Source organism: Roseibaca sp. Y0-43 (assembly GCF_020667835.1).
Taxonomy (GTDB): domain Bacteria; phylum Pseudomonadota; class Alphaproteobacteria; order Rhodobacterales; family Rhodobacteraceae; genus Roseinatronobacter.
On sequence record NZ_JAFMPR010000003.1, the window covers coordinates 197,920 to 212,126 of the forward strand.

Below are 14,207 nucleotides of genomic sequence, written 5' to 3' on the forward strand. Positions count from 1 at the left end.
AAATGCCACAATTTCGGGTGGTTATGCGGCATCCTTCACCCAAGATGCTGGACGCATGGGCAGACCCGCGCTATCCTGCCTGCAATATCGGGGCGAAAGATCCCGAAACACAGAGGCAGTCCATGCAAGTTCCAGAGCGGTTTTCGAACCTGCCTGAATACGCGTTTCCGCGCCTGCGCGCGCTGTTGGACCATCATGCGCCCGGTGGGCCCGTGGTGGCCATGACCATTGGCGAGCCGCGCCACGAGATGCCGCCCTTCGTGGCAGAGGTCTTGCAGGCGAACACGCATCTCTTTGCGAAATACCCCGTCAACGAGGGTATTCCCGAACTGCTGGATGCCATCAGCGCGTGGCTTGCGCGGCGCTACGGCGTTAGCGTGCCGCACGCGCAGATCATGGCGCTGAACGGCACGCGCGAAGGGTTGTTCAATGCAGCGCTGGCGCTCTGCCCAGAGCGCAAGAACGGCGCGCGCCCCGTCATCCTTGCGCCGAACCCGTTTTACCAGGTCTATGCCGTGGCTGCGCTGGCCGTGGGGGCAGAGCCGGTTTACGCCCCTGCAACCGCAGCAACGGGGTATCTGCCCGATTACACCGCCCTTGCGCCCGAAGTGCTGGACCGCGTGGCGATTGCCTATGTCTGCTCGCCGTCAAACCCGCAAGGGGCCGTGGCCGATGCCGCCTATTGGCGCAGCCTGCTGGCTTTGGCCGAAAAGCATGATTTCCGCATCTTCGCGGATGAATGCTATTCCGAGATTTACCGCGCCTCGCCACCCCCCGGCGCGTTGGAGGTTGCCGCGCAGATGGGGGCCGACCCGGAGCGAGTGCTCAGCTTTCATTCGTTGTCAAAGCGTTCGAACTTGCCGGGGCTGCGGTCCGGGTTCGTGGCGGGTGGGCCGGACAGCATTCGCCGTATCCGCCAGTTGCGCGCCTATGCGGGCGCGCCCTTGCCTGAACCGTTGCAACATGTCGCCGCCACCACTTGGGGCGACGAGAAGCATGTCGACCGCTCGCGCGCGCTCTATCAGCAGAAATACGCGCTGGCCGACCGGGTCTTTTCGCATGTGCCGGGCTACAAGGGGCCGGATGGCGGCTTCTTTCTGTGGCTGCCCGTTCCCGACGGCGAGGAAGCCGCGCTGAAGCTGTGGCAACAGACCGGCATTCGCGTGTTGCCCGGCGCTTACCTTGCGCGCGAGCAGGATGGCTTCAATCCGGGCAAGGGTTTTATCCGCGTGGCCATGGTCACGCCCATTGACGAAATACAAGACGCGCTGATCCGCCTGCGCGACTGTCTGTATCGCTGAGAGGGGTTCCGATGGCTTCCTACAACATCAACCAACGCGATCCGCTGCTGGACAGCAACCTGTCCGCGCTTGTGCAGCGCCGTGGCCGCGAATTGATGGGGCTTGCCTTGCTGGCGCTGGCCTTTGCCTTTGCGGTGATGCTGGGGTCTTACTCGCCCGAGGATCCGGGCTGGATGGCGGCGTCGGATGAACCCGTGCGCAATTCGCTGGGGCGGATCGGGGCATCCTTGTCCGCGCCCCTGATGGTTATCCTTGGCGTGGCCAGCTGGGGCTTGGTGGTGTTCTGCGCCGCTTGGGGCCTGCGGCTGGTTCTGGCGCGCGGGCATGAGGCGCTGATGGCGCGCGCCGTGTTCCTGCCCATCGCGCTCGCCGTGGCCGCGATCTGGTGCGCGACCCTTGTGCCAAGCGCCGATTGGCAGCCGGTCATGGGCCTTGGCGGTGTGTTCGGCGACACGGTTCTGGGCGCCGTGGTCAATGCGCTGCCGATGAGCGCGGGCGCGGGCGTGCGGTTCATGTCGCTCTTCATGCTGGCGGGCATGGCTGCTGTCTGGAGCTTCGTTCTGGGCCTGTCGCTGCGCGAAGTCGTGAAATTCGGCAGCTTCCTTGTGTCGGGGATCGTGCTGATCTACGCGGGCCTTTTTGCCCTGCTGCGCGGCGGTGCCAGCGGCGGCTTGCGCGGTATGCAGCGCGCGGGCGGCGCGATGGCGCAGCGGGCCCGCGATGCCGCAGCGGCCCGCGCTGCCGCCGCCAGCCATGTGCCGCAACAGGCGTGGCACGAAGACCCCGGCCTGCACGCAGCCCCCGCCGCGCGCCGCGCGCCGCCGGTCATTCGCGCCACACCCTACCAGCCGCAGATGGAACAGCCGCAGCCCATGCCGTATCCGGCACAGCCGGTTGCACCGCATATGCCGCACAGCCCGGCACCGCTTGAGCAGACAGAGGACCGGCCGAGCCTGTTGTCGCGGCTGAAAACGCTTAGCGCCGGGCCGGGGGGTGCTCCGTCGCAGCCCATGCCGCAGCCAGAGCTGATAGAGCCGCCCCTGACCGAGGGCGCGGCCCATGTCGCCGCCCCGGAAGGCGAGCATATCCGCTCGCGGATTGCCGACGCGATCAAGCATCGCCGGCCCGCAAAGCCGGTATTCCAGTTCGACCGCAACCTGCGCCCGGCAGAGCCGCCCTTGTCCAGCCCCGACATGTCCGCGCCCGCGCAGGCCGCACCGCCCCAAGGCTTTGCCGCGCAACTTTCGGCCAGCCTGACGCCGCAAATGGGCAATGTTCCCATGCCCGACTGGATGATGGCCACAACGCCCACACCCGCGTCGGCCCCCGCCGCGCCAGAGGCCGAGATTGCACCGCCTGCGACCGACGCCCCCGCGCCGCGCCCGGCGGGCCATGTGTTGCAACGCCGCGTCGTGGCCCCTTTGGCGCGAAAGCTGCAACCCTCGCGGCAGGCGCAGGCAGAGGCCGAACCCGCCTTCCGCTTCGAACCCGATGCGCCGACCTACGAATTGCCGCCGCTCGCGCTGCTGCAAAACCCCAACGAGGTCGAACGCTATACCTTGAGCGACGACGCGCTGGAAGAAAACGCGCGCATGTTGGAAGCGGTGTTGGACGATTACGGCGTGCGCGGCGAGATCGTCAGCGTGCGCCCCGGCCCCGTGGTCACGCAGTATGAACTGGAACCCGCACCGGGCCTGAAAGCCAGCCGCGTGATCGGTCTGGCCGATGACATCGCGCGCTCCATGTCGGCGCTGTCGGCGCGTGTCTCGACCGTGCCGGGCCGGTCCATCATCGGGATCGAATTGCCCAACGCGCATCGTGAAAAGGTCGTGCTGCGGGAAATCCTTGCCGCCCGCGACTTTGGCGACAGCAACATGCGCCTGCCGCTCGCGCTGGGCAAAGGCATTGATGGCGAACCGATTGTCGCGAACCTGGCCAAGATGCCCCACCTGCTGATCGCGGGCACCACCGGGTCGGGCAAGTCGGTCGCGATCAACACCATGATCCTGTCGCTTCTCTATCGTCTGACACCGGACGAATGCCGCATGATCATGATCGACCCCAAGATGCTGGAACTGTCGGTTTATGACGGCATTCCGCACCTTCTGTCGCCCGTTGTGACCGACCCGAAAAAGGCGGTCGTGGCCCTGAAATGGGTCGTGGGAGAGATGGAAGAGCGCTACCGCAAGATGTCGAAAATGGGTGTGCGCAACATTGACGGCTATAACGGCCGCGTGCGCGAGGCCTTGGCCGCGGGCGAGATGTTCAAGCGCACCATCCAGACCGGGTTCGACGATGAAACCGGCGATCCCGTGTTCGAGACCGAAGAATTCGCGCCCGAAATCCTGCCCTTCATCGTCGTTGTGGTCGATGAAATGGCCGACCTGATGATGGTCGCGGGCAAGGAAATCGAGGCGTGCATCCAGCGTCTGGCGCAGATGGCGCGGGCGTCTGGCATCCACCTTATCATGGCCACACAGCGCCCCTCTGTCGATGTGATTACCGGCACGATCAAGGCGAACTTCCCCACCCGGATTTCGTTCCAGGTGACCAGCAAAATCGACAGCCGCACGATTCTGGGCGAGCAGGGGGCGGAGCAGCTTCTGGGCATGGGTGACATGCTGTACATGGCGGGCGGCGGTCGGGTCAGCCGTATTCACGGGCCGTTCGTGAGTGATGAAGAGGTGGAAGAAATCGTCAACCATCTGAAATCCTTCGGCCCGCCCGAATACAAATCCGGCGTGGTCGATGGGCCGGAATCCGACAAGGAAGCCGATATCGACGCGGTGCTGGGCCTAGGCGGGAATACCACGGGCGAAGATGCGCTGTATGACCAAGCGGTGCAGGTGGTGATCCAGGATCGCAAATGCTCGACCAGCTACATTCAGCGCAAGCTGGGCATCGGCTATAACAAGGCCGCGCGTCTGGTCGAGCAGATGGAAGACGAAGGGCTTGTCACGGCCGCGAACCATGTGGGCAAGCGCGAGATCCTGGTGCCGGAGCAGGGATAAACCCCAAGGCAAAACATGGCCTGAGCGGGACAATTTCGCGCGGGCGTGATTGCGGGGGGGTGGGGCGTGCCCTATCTGTCTGCCATGACAGAGATTTCCACGCCTATCGGCCCCGTGCTGTATCTGGACCATGTCGCAGAAGGGGCGATGCAGCTTGCCGCGCTGTTCATCATGCCCAAGGGCGAGGCACCTGCGCCGGTCGTCACGGATGGCGGGCAGATCGCGCCCGAGCGGCTGGCCGACTACGACCACGCCACCATCTGGCGTGCGCGGTTCACGCTGCCTGCCGATCGGGCGTCCAGTTACCGCTGGGACGGCACCGATTACCCGGTCGCGGGCGATCTGACGGGCGATTTGCGTATCGCCTTCGTATCCTGCAATGGCGAAGAGCATGGCGACATGGACCGAGAGGATTCCGAGCGCAATGCCATGTGGGAACGCCTGCGCGTCGAGCATAAACGCGCGCCTTTCGCCTTGTTGCTGCATGGCGGCGATCAGGTCTATGCCGACGAGGCGACGGACGGGCACGAGCTGTCGGACGATTGGCCCGACAGCCTGCCACGCGATCCGTCGCAAGCGGCGTTGGCCGATCTGCGCCACCATCTGCGTGAGCGGTTCTTCGCGCGCTATGCCGCGATCTATGCGGCCCCGCAAATGGCATGGCTTGTCGCGCGTATCCCGTCGCTCATGCAGTGGGATGACCATGACATCTGCGATGGCTGGGGCTCGCTGCCGCGCTCGCGCACCTATTCGCCGGTGGGGCAGACGTTGTTTTCGGTTGCGCGCGAAGCCTTCCTGATCTTTCAGGCGGCGGCGGTCGAGGGCGATCTGCCCGCGCGCTTCCACGACAAGGACGGCATCCATCTGGGCTGGAGCATTCGCGCTCCCGAGTTACGCGTCCTTGCGCCTGACCTGCGGTCCGAGCGCACAAGGCGGCAGGTCATGGGACCGGGCGGTTGGGCCATGATGGAAGAAGAGGCCGCCAAGGACGTGCACGGTCACACCATGCTGATGTCCAGCGTGCCGCTATTGGGGCCGCGCCTGTCCATTCTGGAGGCGTTGATGGTGCTGGTCCCGAAAATGCAGAAATACGAGGACGACCTGCGCGACCAGTGGCAAAGTCGCGCGCATCGTGACGAATGGCGGCGCATGTTGCGGCTGGTGCGCGATCTGGCGCGGCGCGATGGGCATGACATAACGGCGCTGTCGGGCGAGATTCATCTGGCCACCCGTGCGACGATGGACTTGGGCGCGGGGCTGCACTTGAACCAGCTTGTCGCCTCTGGCATCGCGCATCGCGCGCCGCCCAAGGCTTGGGCGCGGGTTCTGGGCGCATTGGCCAGTTTGGGCGAAGACCCGCTGCCCGAACATCCCATCCGCATTGCCCGATTGCCGGGCCAACCCACCCGCTACGTGGCAGAGCGCAACTACCTTGTGCTGGAGCGCGAAGCGGGCAATTGGCGCGCCCGGTGGGATCTGGAACCCAGCGGCATGACACCGGCGCTGGTGCTGTAACCCTTTGGCGGATCGGCAACTCTCTGCCTTGTGTTGGCGGCGTGAGGCGAATGCGCTTTGTGGCAATCCCGAAACCGGGTATCCAAACGGCATGAGTATCACACGTCGTTCCCTGCTTTTGTCCCTGCCAGCCTTGGCGCTGGTGCGTCCCGCTTTGGCCGATCGCATCCCGCTGGATGAGATCTCGCGCTACTTCAACAGTTTCACCACGGCCGAGGGCGAGTTCACCCAGATCAACCCCGATGGCAGCCTTGCCACGGGCCGGATTTACATTCGCCGCCCCGGTCGCGTGCGGTTCGAATACGACCCGCCGGAAGAGTCGCTTGTCATGGCAGGCGGCGGGCAGGTGGCCATTTTCGATGGGCGGTCGAACCAGGGGCCGAACCAATACCCGCTAAGCCAGACGCCGCTGAACCTGATTCTGGAACGCAACGTGGATTTCAGCAATCGCAGCATGGTCGTCGGCCATACCGATGACGGCACCACAACGACCGTGATCGCGCAAGACCCCGAAAACCCGCAATACGGGTCCATCCGGCTGGTGTTTTCCGCCGGTCCGACAGAGCTGCGCCAATGGGTGATCCGCGACGATACGGGTGCGGAAACGACCGTGATCCTTGGCAATATGCGCTTCGGAAGCGACCTGTCCGCCGGGTTGTTCAACATCACCGCCGAAGTGGCGCGCCGGAACCGCTAAGGCGCGTGAGGGCACGAAAAAACCCCGCCGGGCGATCTGCCGGGCGGGGTTTCTTTGTTTCTGCCGAAGCTGGCTTAGGCCATTGCGGCTTTCGCTTTTTCCACGATCTGGCCAAATGCTTCCGGCTCGTGCACGGCGAGGTCGGCCAGAACCTTGCGGTCCACTTCGATACCCGCCAGGTTCAGCGCGTTGATGAAGCGCGAATAGGTCAGGGTCGGGTCGATGGCGCGCACGGCTGCGTTGATACGCTGGATCCACAGCGCGCGGAAATTGCGCTTGCGCACCTTGCGGTCGCGGGTTGCATACTGGTTCGCCTTGTCCACAGCCTGCGTGGCGGTGCGGAAGTTGCGCGAACGGGCGCCGTAATAGCCAGCGGCGGCCTTGATGACCTTGCGGTGGCGGGCGTGGGTGACAGTGCCGGATTTAACGCGTGACATGTTCCGCTCTCCTTACCGGTTATAGGGCATGTAGGTTTTGACGATACGGGCATCCTGCTCGGACAGCAGGGTGGTGCCGCGTGCGTCACGGATGAATTTCTTCGTCCGCTTGATCATGCCGTGCCGCTTGCCGGCCTGACCGGCTTTGACCTTGCCGGTCGCGGTCATGGAGAAGCGCTTTTTCGCGCCCGATTTTGTCTTCATCTTGGGCATTTCCGACTCCTTTTTCGGTCAGGGGAGCGACTCGGCATGCCACATTGGCCGGCCGCCCCGTCGAATGGAACCTGCGCCTTAAACCAGAAACCGGGCAGGCGCAAGGCTCAGAAGGCGCGCCAGATGCGGGTGAACAGCTCTATCGTCAGAACCGGGATGTCGGAGAGGCCATAGACCCCGTCCGGCCGCAGCACAGAGGCGATGACCGCCAGCGCAACGCCAAAGGCCGCAAGCCCGACCGCCACCGTCGGCCGCCGACCATCCGCCCATGCAGAGACCGCGCTGACGAATGCCAGCGGCACAAGGTAAACCCCCAGAAGGAAAAGAAAGCCCGTATCCATGCCGCCCCGCTTGCAGGCGGTCAGGTTACTCTGGCTCTCCCGACACGATCAAGTGTTCTGCGCAGGGGGCGACGCGCAAGATGTTGGTTGTGCCCGGCTGGTTGAACGGAATGCCCGCCGTGACAAGGATCTGGTCCTTCTCGGTGCCGAAGCCGTATTTGCGGGTGACGCGCACGGCGTTGATGACCGCTTTCTTGAAGCGTTCGACCTCTGCGACCTCTTCGCAATGCACGCCCCAGACCAATTGCAACCGCCGCGCGGTCTTGGTGATGGGGGTCAGCGCCAGAATGGGCACATGCGGACGTTCGCGCGCCACAAGGCTGGCTGTGGTGCCGGATTCGGTGAAGCAACAGATCGCGGCAATATCGGTTTTCTCTGCCAATTCGCGCGCGGCGGCGACGATCCCGTCGGCGACAGTGCTGTGCTTGTTCTTGCGCGACGCGTCGATGATGTCGATATAAGTCGGATCGCTTTCGACCTCTCGGGCGACGTTGTCCATGGTGCTGACGGCTTCGATCGGATAATCGCCGGCCGCCGATTCCGCCGACAGCATGATCGCATCCGCACCCTCATAGATGGCGGTCGCCACGTCCGACACTTCGGCGCGGGTGGGCATGGGGCTGTCGATCATGGATTCCAGCATCTGCGTGGCCACGATCACGGGTTTGGCGGCAGCACGGGCACGGCGCACAAGGCGCTTCTGGATGGGCGGTACGTTTTGCACTGGCAGTTCCACGCCCAGATCGCCGCGGGCGACCATGATCCCGTCGGACACGGCCAGAATCTCGTCAAAAGCGGTGACGGCGGCGGGCTTTTCGATCTTGGACAGGATCGCGGCGCGGCCTTGGGCCAGCGTGCGTGCCTCGGCCACGTCGGCGGCACGCTGCACGAAAGACAGCGCCAGCCAATCCACGCCCAGACGGCAGACGAATTCCAGATCCTTGCGGTCCTTGTCGGAGAGTGCGGCCAAGGGCAGGATCACATCGGGCACGTTCACGCCCTTGCGGTTGGAAATGGTGCCGCCGACGACAACGGTGCAATCGGCGAAATCCTTGCCGCACTCGTTGACCTTCAGCCGGATCTTGCCGTCATTGACCAACAGGTTCGCACCCGGTTCCAGCGCCTCGAAAATTTCGGGATGTGGCAGGTTCACGCGGGTCGCATCGCCGGGCTTGTCGGACAGGTCCAGCCGGAAAGCGGCCCCTTCGACCAATTCCTCGGACCCGTTTGCAAATTCGCCCACGCGCAGTTTCGGACCCTGAAGGTCGGCGAGGATGGCGATCGGGCGGCCGGTGTCTGCTTCGATCTTGCGGATGATGGCGTGCCGCGCGGCAATATCGTCATGGGTGCCATGGCTCATGTTCAGGCGGAACACGTCGGCACCGGCCTCGAACAGGGCGCGGATGGTGTCGTAATCGGAAGAGACCGGGCCAAGCGTGGCCACGATTTTAATCATGCGGTGACGGCGCAGGGGCGTCATGGGAATTCCTCTCAGGTGTTGGGCGTCCTGACGGCGCCTTTGGCACTGATATGACAGGGCTTCATGTCAGGCGAAATTCGTTAGCGCAAACAACTACTGATTATGAAACGAAAAGCAAGCCTGCCGCGCTTGACCTTGGTCAACCGAGTGCGCACCTTCCAAAGGTAAATGGAGGATTGCACATGGACGACACGACCCGCACCGAACTGGAAGCCGCGGCCTTTCGCGCGCTTCTGGCGCATCTGGACAAGCGCAGCGATGTGCAGAACATCGACATGATGAACCTGACCGGCTTTTGCCGCAACTGCCTGTCGCGCTGGTATATGGAAGCCGCGCAGGAACGCGGGATCGACATGGACAAAGAGGCCGCGCGCGAAGTCGTCTATGGGATGCCCTATGCCGACTGGAAGGCAAAGCATCAGACCGAAGCCGACGATGCGCAAAAGGCCGCTTTCGTCAAATCCTTTGCCGAGAATGTCGGCGACAACGGCTGAGGCGCGTGAAACCCGCCGACCAGCTTGACGCCTTTGTAGAGGCTGGCCTGCGCGCCGGGCACGACCCCGACGCGTTGCGCGGGGCACTGTTGGCGGAAGGGTGGTCGCCCGCAGAGGTCGCGGGCGCGCTGGGCAAATGGGCCGATCACGGACTGGGCGTGCCTGTGCCGCGCCCGCAGGCCAAGGCGGCGGGGCAGGACGCGGTGCTTTACGCGCTGATGTTCGTGGCGCTCCTGATCGTAACCTACAACCTTGGCGATCTGGGATTCGAGCTGATCGAGGCATGGCTGCCGGACCCGCTGCATGATCCCTATTATGCTGGCACCACGGCCTCTATGCGCTGGTCCATCGCCCTTCTGATCGTGGCCTTGCCGGTGTTTCTGTGGCTGGACCGCCGCGCGGCGCGTGCGGTCGCGTCGGACCCCGGCGCGCGGCGCGCGCCGATGCGCCACCGCTTCGGGGCGTTCACGATGTTCCTGTCCATGCTGGCGCTGCTGGGCGCGGCGGTTGCCGTGGTTTATGCCGGTCTGACCGGGGTCATCACCGCGCAGTTCTTGGCCAAGGTGGGCTTGGTGGTCGTGATCGCGGCGCTTGTCATCGCGTGGTTTCGCGATTTTCTGGCGGAGGGGTGATGCGACGTTTCCTGTCCCGGCTGCTGGTGCCGTTTACCGTGCTGATGATCGCGCTGGGCCTGTGGCAGGTGGGCGGCCCGGAACAGGCGCGGCTGGAAGAGCGCGACGCGCAGCGCATGAACGATTTGCAGAGCTTGGCGTTCTACCTTGGCTGCGAGCAGCGGCGCGCCGCAGGGGCAGAGACGGATTGCGGCCCCCGCCCGCGCGATACAGACCGCTTTACAGGGCAGCCCTTCACGGTGACGCAAACACAGGCCTGCGCCCAATTCGAGCAACCTGACCGAATGGCAGAGCGTTTCCCGGACCTGTTGGACAACGGGTGTATCCGGTTGGATTAACCACATTCAGCGCGACAATCAGAGCGGATTGTTGCGAATGTTTGGCAAGAATGTGGCTGCTTTATGGCTTGAATTTTATTAACCTTATTGAACAAAGCGTTACCAGGGTGGGTTTCAACATGTTCGGATTCGGATTGCTTGGTTTGGTCTTGGCATTTGGCGCTTTGGCGCTGTTCAATGACGGCGGAGACGATCCCTACACCGACCCGGACCCCGATACCCCGCCCGAGCCCGAGCCTCAACCCGAACCCGAAACGCCGGGGCAAGGTGGGCCTGGCAATGACCTGATAACCGCCCGCGATGATGTGTCCGAATATGACGGTCTGGCGGGGAATGACACGCTGATCGGGTTTCCAGAGTTCGGCGTGCAGCTGAACGGTGGCGTCGATGACGATCTGCTGATCGCCTTCGAAGACGACGAAGCCTTTGGCGGCGAGGGCAATGATCTGATCCTTGGCGAGCATATGGATCCGGGCCGCGACGACCAGATCCTGCGCGGGGGTGGCGGCAATGATACGCTTGTCAGCGCCGGCGGCTCTGTCATGACAGGCGGCGCGGGCGAGGATCTGTTCGTCATCTCGCCCGGCGGTCTGGACGCGACGGGTGCCTTGCAAAGCCTCGGCGGCGATGCGCTGTCTACCCCGGTGGTCCGCGATTTTGACCCGGCCGAAGATCGCTTGGTGATCGACCTCGAGCGCGATTACATGACCGCTTTCGACGACTATAACGAAGGTCAGTTCGGGCCGGACGGGCGTGACCCGATGTATTTCGGCGATTCCGTGACCTTGTCGGCGGAACGAAACTCGGACGATTCCGGCATCCTGATCCGGGTGGACGGTTTGCCGATGGTCGAGTTGGAAGGGTTCGACGGCGTCGACCCGGCCGAGGTTTTGGCGGCCATCAGTGTCGAAGTGAACGGCGCTTCGTTCGCAGCATAGCGGCGGGCGCGGTGCGGCCGTTCTAGCCAATGGACCGGCAAGGAATGCTGTTGCAGCGCCCCTTGCCACTTCCGCTTAGATCGCGGCCTTACGGCTTTCCTCGATATAGATCTCGCGCAGGCGCTGGGCCATCGGTCCGGGCGCACCGCTGCCCAGTTCCGCGCCGTCAATGGACACGACCGGCATCACGAAGGTGCTGGCAGAGGTGACAAAGGCCTCATCCGCCGATTTCGCTTCTTCGACCGTGAAATTGCGTTCCTCGACCTGCATCTGCGCCTCGCGCGCGAAGCGCAGAACGGCGGCACGGGTGATCCCGTGCAGAATGTCGTTCGACAGCGCGCGGGTCACGATCTTGCCGTCCTTGATGATATAGGCGTTGTTTGACGTGCCTTCGGTGATCGCGCCGTCCTGCACCATCCACGCATCATCCGCGCCTTGCTTGATCGCCATCATCTTGCCCATGGACGGATACAGCAGTTGCACGGTCTTGATGTCGCGCCGCCCCCAGCGGATGTCGTCGATGGTCACGACCTTGATGCCCTTTTTCGCTTTCGGGCTGTCCACCAATGCGGGATTCGACTGGGTGAACAGCACCACGGTCGGCGTGGTCGTCTCTGGGTCGGGAAAGATGAAATCGCGGTCGCCAGGCGCGCCGCGTGTCACTTGCAGATAGACCATCCCCTGATCCACCCCGTTTTGGTCCACAAGCTGGCGGTGCACTTCCAGCCACGCGTCGCGGTCCATGGGGTTGGCAATGTCCAACTCGGACAACGACCGCTCCAGCCGGGTGAAATGCCCGTCAAAATCGATCAGCTTGCCGTCGATGACCGTCGTCACCTCGTAGACGCCATCGGCCATCAGAAAGCCCCGGTCGAAGATCGACACCTTGGCTTCGGCCTCTGGCAGGTAGTCGCCATTCACGTAAACGATACGGCTCATTCGGATCACCATCCTTCGGGCAATTTGCGCACGGCCCCCATGGCCGCCGATGTGGTCAGCGCCGCATAGGCCCGCAGCGCGGTCGAGACCTTGCGCGGGCGCGGCTTGGCGGGTTTCCAGCCCTTTTCGTCCTGCGCGGCACGGCGCGCGGCAAGGGTGGCGTCATCCACCTTCAACTCTATCCGGCGCTCGGGGATGTCGATCTCGATCAGGTCGCCCTGCTCGACCAACCCGATCAGCCCGCCCTCTTCGGCCTCTGGGCTGACATGCCCGATCGACAGGCCCGACGTGCCGCCAGAGAAGCGGCCATCGGTGACAAGCGCACAAGCCGCACCCAGCCCTTTGGATTTCAGGTAGCTGGTCGGATACAGCATTTCCTGCATCCCCGGCCCGCCGCGCGGCCCCTCGTAGCGGATGATAACGACCTCGCCCGCCTTGACCTTGCCGGTCAGAATGCCGCTGACTGCGTCATCCTGGCTCTCGAACACATGCGCAGGGCCGCTGAACTTCAGGATGCTGTCATCCACGCCCGCGGTTTTCACGATGCAGCCCTGTTCTGCCAAATTGCCGAACAGCACCGCAAGACCGCCATCCTGGCTGAACGCGTGCTCTTTCGAGCGGATCACGCCCTTTTCGCGATCGGTATCAAGCGTCTTGTAGCGCCGCGATTGCGAGAAGGCTTGCGTTGTGCGCACGCCACCGGGCGCCGCGCGGTAGAATTCGTGAACCTCCGGGTCATCGGTGCGGGTCACATCCCACATGTCGATGGCCATGCCCATGGTCGGGCTGTGAACGGTCGGCAGGTCGCGGTGCAACAGGCCGGCGCGGTCCAACTGGCCAAGGATCGACATGATCCCGCCCGCGCGATGAACATCTTCCATATGCACGTCATTCTTCGCCGGGGCGACTTTGCACAGGCAGGGCACGCGGCGGGACAGGCGGTCGATATCGGCCATGCTGAACTCGATCCCGCCCTCATAGGCGGCGGCCAGCAAGTGCAGCACCGTGTTCGTGGACCCGCCCATAGCAATATCCAGCGACATCGCGTTCTCGAACGCTTTGAAGCTGGCGATGTTGCGCGGCAGCACGCTCTCGTCATCCTGCTCGTAATAGCGCTTGGCGTTTTCCACGATCAGATGGCCCGCGCGCTTGAACAGCTTTTCGCGGTCCGCATGGGTGGCGAGGGTAGAGCCGTTTCCGGGCAGCGACAGGCCCAGCGCCTCAGTCAGGCAGTTCATCGAATTGGCCGTGAACATGCCGGAACACGACCCGCAGGTCGGGCAGGCCGCTTCCTCGATCGCTTGCACCTGCGCATCGGTGTATTTCTCATCCGCCGCGACAACCATCGCATCCACAAGGTCCAGCGCCTTCTCGACCCCGTCAATCTCGACCTTGCCCGCTTCCATCGGGCCGCCAGAGACGAAAACCGCCGGAATGTTGAGCCGCATCGCCGCCATCAACATGCCCGGCGTGATCTTGTCGCAGTTCGAGATGCAGACCATGGCGTCGGCGCAATGGGCGTTGACCATGTATTCGGTCGCATCCGCGATCACCTCTCGCGAGGGCAGGGAATAGAGCATCCCGTCATGCCCCATGGCGATCCCGTCATCCACCGCGATGGTGTTGAATTCCTTGGCCACGCCACCCGCTTTTTCGACCTCGCGCGCGACAAGCTGGCCGAGGTCTTTCAGATGGACATGGCCGGGCACGAACTGGGTGAAGCTGTTGACGATCGCGATGATCGGCTTGTCCCAATCATTGTCGGTCATGCCGGTCGCCCGCCACAGGCCGCGCGCGCCTGCCATGTTGCGGCCATGGGTGGTGGTGCGGGAACGATAACGGGGCATCTCTCTCTCCTTGTGGCGGGTGGC

The 14,207-nt window shown here is 63.8% G+C and carries 14 protein-coding genes; 8 read left to right on the forward strand and 6 right to left on the reverse strand.

Translation table 11 applies throughout. From position 1 onward, the window contains the following. Nucleotides 1-122: 122 nt before the first annotated feature. From J1C52_RS05150 to J1C52_RS05165, 4 genes are all read left to right on the forward strand, one after another. Entirely contained in the window at nucleotides 123-1,301 is a 1,179-nt protein-coding gene (locus tag J1C52_RS05150) for an aminotransferase class I/II-fold pyridoxal phosphate-dependent enzyme (protein ID WP_227426857.1), read from the forward strand. An 11-nt stretch (nucleotides 1,302-1,312) separates the two neighbouring features. Further along, entirely contained in the window at nucleotides 1,313-4,312 is a 3,000-nt protein-coding gene (locus J1C52_RS05155; protein ID WP_227426858.1) for a DNA translocase FtsK, read from the forward strand. An 84-nt stretch (nucleotides 4,313-4,396) separates the two neighbouring features. Beyond that, on the forward strand, nucleotides 4,397-5,827 hold the full coding sequence (locus J1C52_RS05160) for an alkaline phosphatase D family protein (protein WP_227426986.1): 1,431 nt from the start codon (nucleotides 4,397-4,399) through the stop codon (nucleotides 5,825-5,827). A 91-nt stretch (nucleotides 5,828-5,918) separates the two neighbouring features. Next, complete coding sequence (locus J1C52_RS05165) at nucleotides 5,919-6,524, forward strand: LolA family protein (protein ID WP_227426859.1); 606 nt, start codon at nucleotides 5,919-5,921, stop codon at nucleotides 6,522-6,524. Nucleotides 6,525-6,598: 74 nt separating this feature from the next. On the opposite strand, the gene rplT is transcribed toward J1C52_RS05165, so the two are convergent. The 4 genes from rplT to pyk form a co-directional block, all read right to left on the reverse strand. Beyond that, nucleotides 6,599-6,961, reverse strand: a complete 363-nt coding sequence (gene rplT, locus J1C52_RS05170; RefSeq protein ID WP_227426860.1) for a 50S ribosomal protein L20 — start codon at nucleotides 6,959-6,961, stop codon at nucleotides 6,599-6,601. Between the two features lie 12 nt (nucleotides 6,962-6,973). Next, complete coding sequence (gene rpmI, locus J1C52_RS05175; RefSeq protein WP_072247128.1) at nucleotides 6,974-7,174, reverse strand: 50S ribosomal protein L35; 201 nt, start codon at nucleotides 7,172-7,174, stop codon at nucleotides 6,974-6,976. Nucleotides 7,175-7,281: 107 nt separating this feature from the next. Beyond that, nucleotides 7,282-7,515 (reverse strand): hypothetical protein, encoded by a 234-nt coding sequence (locus tag J1C52_RS05180; RefSeq protein ID WP_227426861.1) that lies wholly within the window; start codon nucleotides 7,513-7,515, stop codon nucleotides 7,282-7,284. A gap of 25 nt (nucleotides 7,516-7,540) precedes the next feature. Next, nucleotides 7,541-8,986 carry a pyruvate kinase gene (gene pyk / locus J1C52_RS05185; RefSeq protein ID WP_227426987.1) on the reverse strand — a complete coding sequence of 482 codons (1,446 nt, stop codon included), beginning with the start codon at nucleotides 8,984-8,986 and terminating at the stop codon, nucleotides 7,541-7,543. Nucleotides 8,987-9,177: 191 nt separating this feature from the next. On the opposite strand from pyk, the gene J1C52_RS05190 reads away from it, so the two are divergent. The 4 genes from J1C52_RS05190 to J1C52_RS05205 all read left to right on the forward strand — a co-directional run bounded on the left by J1C52_RS05190 (nucleotide 9,178) and on the right by J1C52_RS05205 (nucleotide 11,397). After that, complete coding sequence (locus J1C52_RS05190) at nucleotides 9,178-9,489, forward strand: DUF1244 domain-containing protein (RefSeq protein WP_227426862.1); 312 nt, start codon at nucleotides 9,178-9,180, stop codon at nucleotides 9,487-9,489. A 5-nt stretch (nucleotides 9,490-9,494) separates the two neighbouring features. Next, on the forward strand, nucleotides 9,495-10,121 hold the full coding sequence (locus tag J1C52_RS05195; RefSeq protein ID WP_227426863.1) for a DUF5671 domain-containing protein: 627 nt from the start codon (nucleotides 9,495-9,497) through the stop codon (nucleotides 10,119-10,121). Continuing rightward, a complete protein-coding gene (locus J1C52_RS05200) occupies nucleotides 10,121-10,459 on the forward strand; it encodes a hypothetical protein (protein WP_227426864.1) in 339 nt (112 codons plus the stop codon). The genes J1C52_RS05195 and J1C52_RS05200 overlap by 1 nt, the downstream gene beginning before the upstream one ends. A 119-nt stretch (nucleotides 10,460-10,578) precedes the next feature. Next, nucleotides 10,579-11,397, forward strand: coding sequence for a hypothetical protein (locus J1C52_RS05205; protein WP_227426865.1), 819 nt, complete (start codon nucleotides 10,579-10,581; stop codon nucleotides 11,395-11,397). A gap of 75 nt (nucleotides 11,398-11,472) precedes the next feature. Here the strand turns inward: J1C52_RS05205 and J1C52_RS05210 are convergent, their stop codons facing one another. Both J1C52_RS05210 and ilvD read right to left on the reverse strand, forming a co-directional pair. Then, nucleotides 11,473-12,336, reverse strand: a complete 864-nt coding sequence (locus J1C52_RS05210; RefSeq protein WP_227426866.1) for a D-amino-acid transaminase — start codon at nucleotides 12,334-12,336, stop codon at nucleotides 11,473-11,475. A 5-nt stretch (nucleotides 12,337-12,341) separates the two neighbouring features. Then, on the reverse strand, nucleotides 12,342-14,183 hold the full coding sequence (gene ilvD / locus J1C52_RS05215; RefSeq protein WP_227426867.1) for a dihydroxy-acid dehydratase: 1,842 nt from the start codon (nucleotides 14,181-14,183) through the stop codon (nucleotides 12,342-12,344). Nucleotides 14,184-14,207: the final 24 nt, after the last annotated feature.

Coding starts and splice junctions, on each gene's coding strand:
- J1C52_RS05150 (WP_227426857.1), top strand. CDS start 123: ATGCAAGTTCCAGAGCGGTTTTCGAACCTGCCTGAATACGCGTTTCCG.
- J1C52_RS05155 (WP_227426858.1), top strand. CDS start 1,313: ATGGCTTCCTACAACATCAACCAACGCGATCCGCTGCTGGACAGCAAC.
- J1C52_RS05160 (WP_227426986.1), top strand. CDS start 4,397: ATGACAGAGATTTCCACGCCTATCGGCCCCGTGCTGTATCTGGACCAT.
- J1C52_RS05165 (WP_227426859.1), top strand. CDS start 5,919: ATGAGTATCACACGTCGTTCCCTGCTTTTGTCCCTGCCAGCCTTGGCG.
- rplT (WP_227426860.1), bottom strand. CDS start 6,961: ATGTCACGCGTTAAATCCGGCACTGTCACCCACGCCCGCCACCGCAAG.
- rpmI (WP_072247128.1), bottom strand. CDS start 7,174: ATGCCCAAGATGAAGACAAAATCGGGCGCGAAAAAGCGCTTCTCCATG.
- J1C52_RS05180 (WP_227426861.1), bottom strand. CDS start 7,515: ATGGATACGGGCTTTCTTTTCCTTCTGGGGGTTTACCTTGTGCCGCTG.
- J1C52_RS05190 (WP_227426862.1), top strand. CDS start 9,178: ATGGACGACACGACCCGCACCGAACTGGAAGCCGCGGCCTTTCGCGCG.
- J1C52_RS05200 (WP_227426864.1), top strand. CDS start 10,121: ATGCGACGTTTCCTGTCCCGGCTGCTGGTGCCGTTTACCGTGCTGATG.
- J1C52_RS05205 (WP_227426865.1), top strand. CDS start 10,579: ATGTTCGGATTCGGATTGCTTGGTTTGGTCTTGGCATTTGGCGCTTTG.
- J1C52_RS05210 (WP_227426866.1), bottom strand. CDS start 12,336: ATGAGCCGTATCGTTTACGTGAATGGCGACTACCTGCCAGAGGCCGAA.
- ilvD (WP_227426867.1), bottom strand. CDS start 14,183: ATGCCCCGTTATCGTTCCCGCACCACCACCCATGGCCGCAACATGGCA.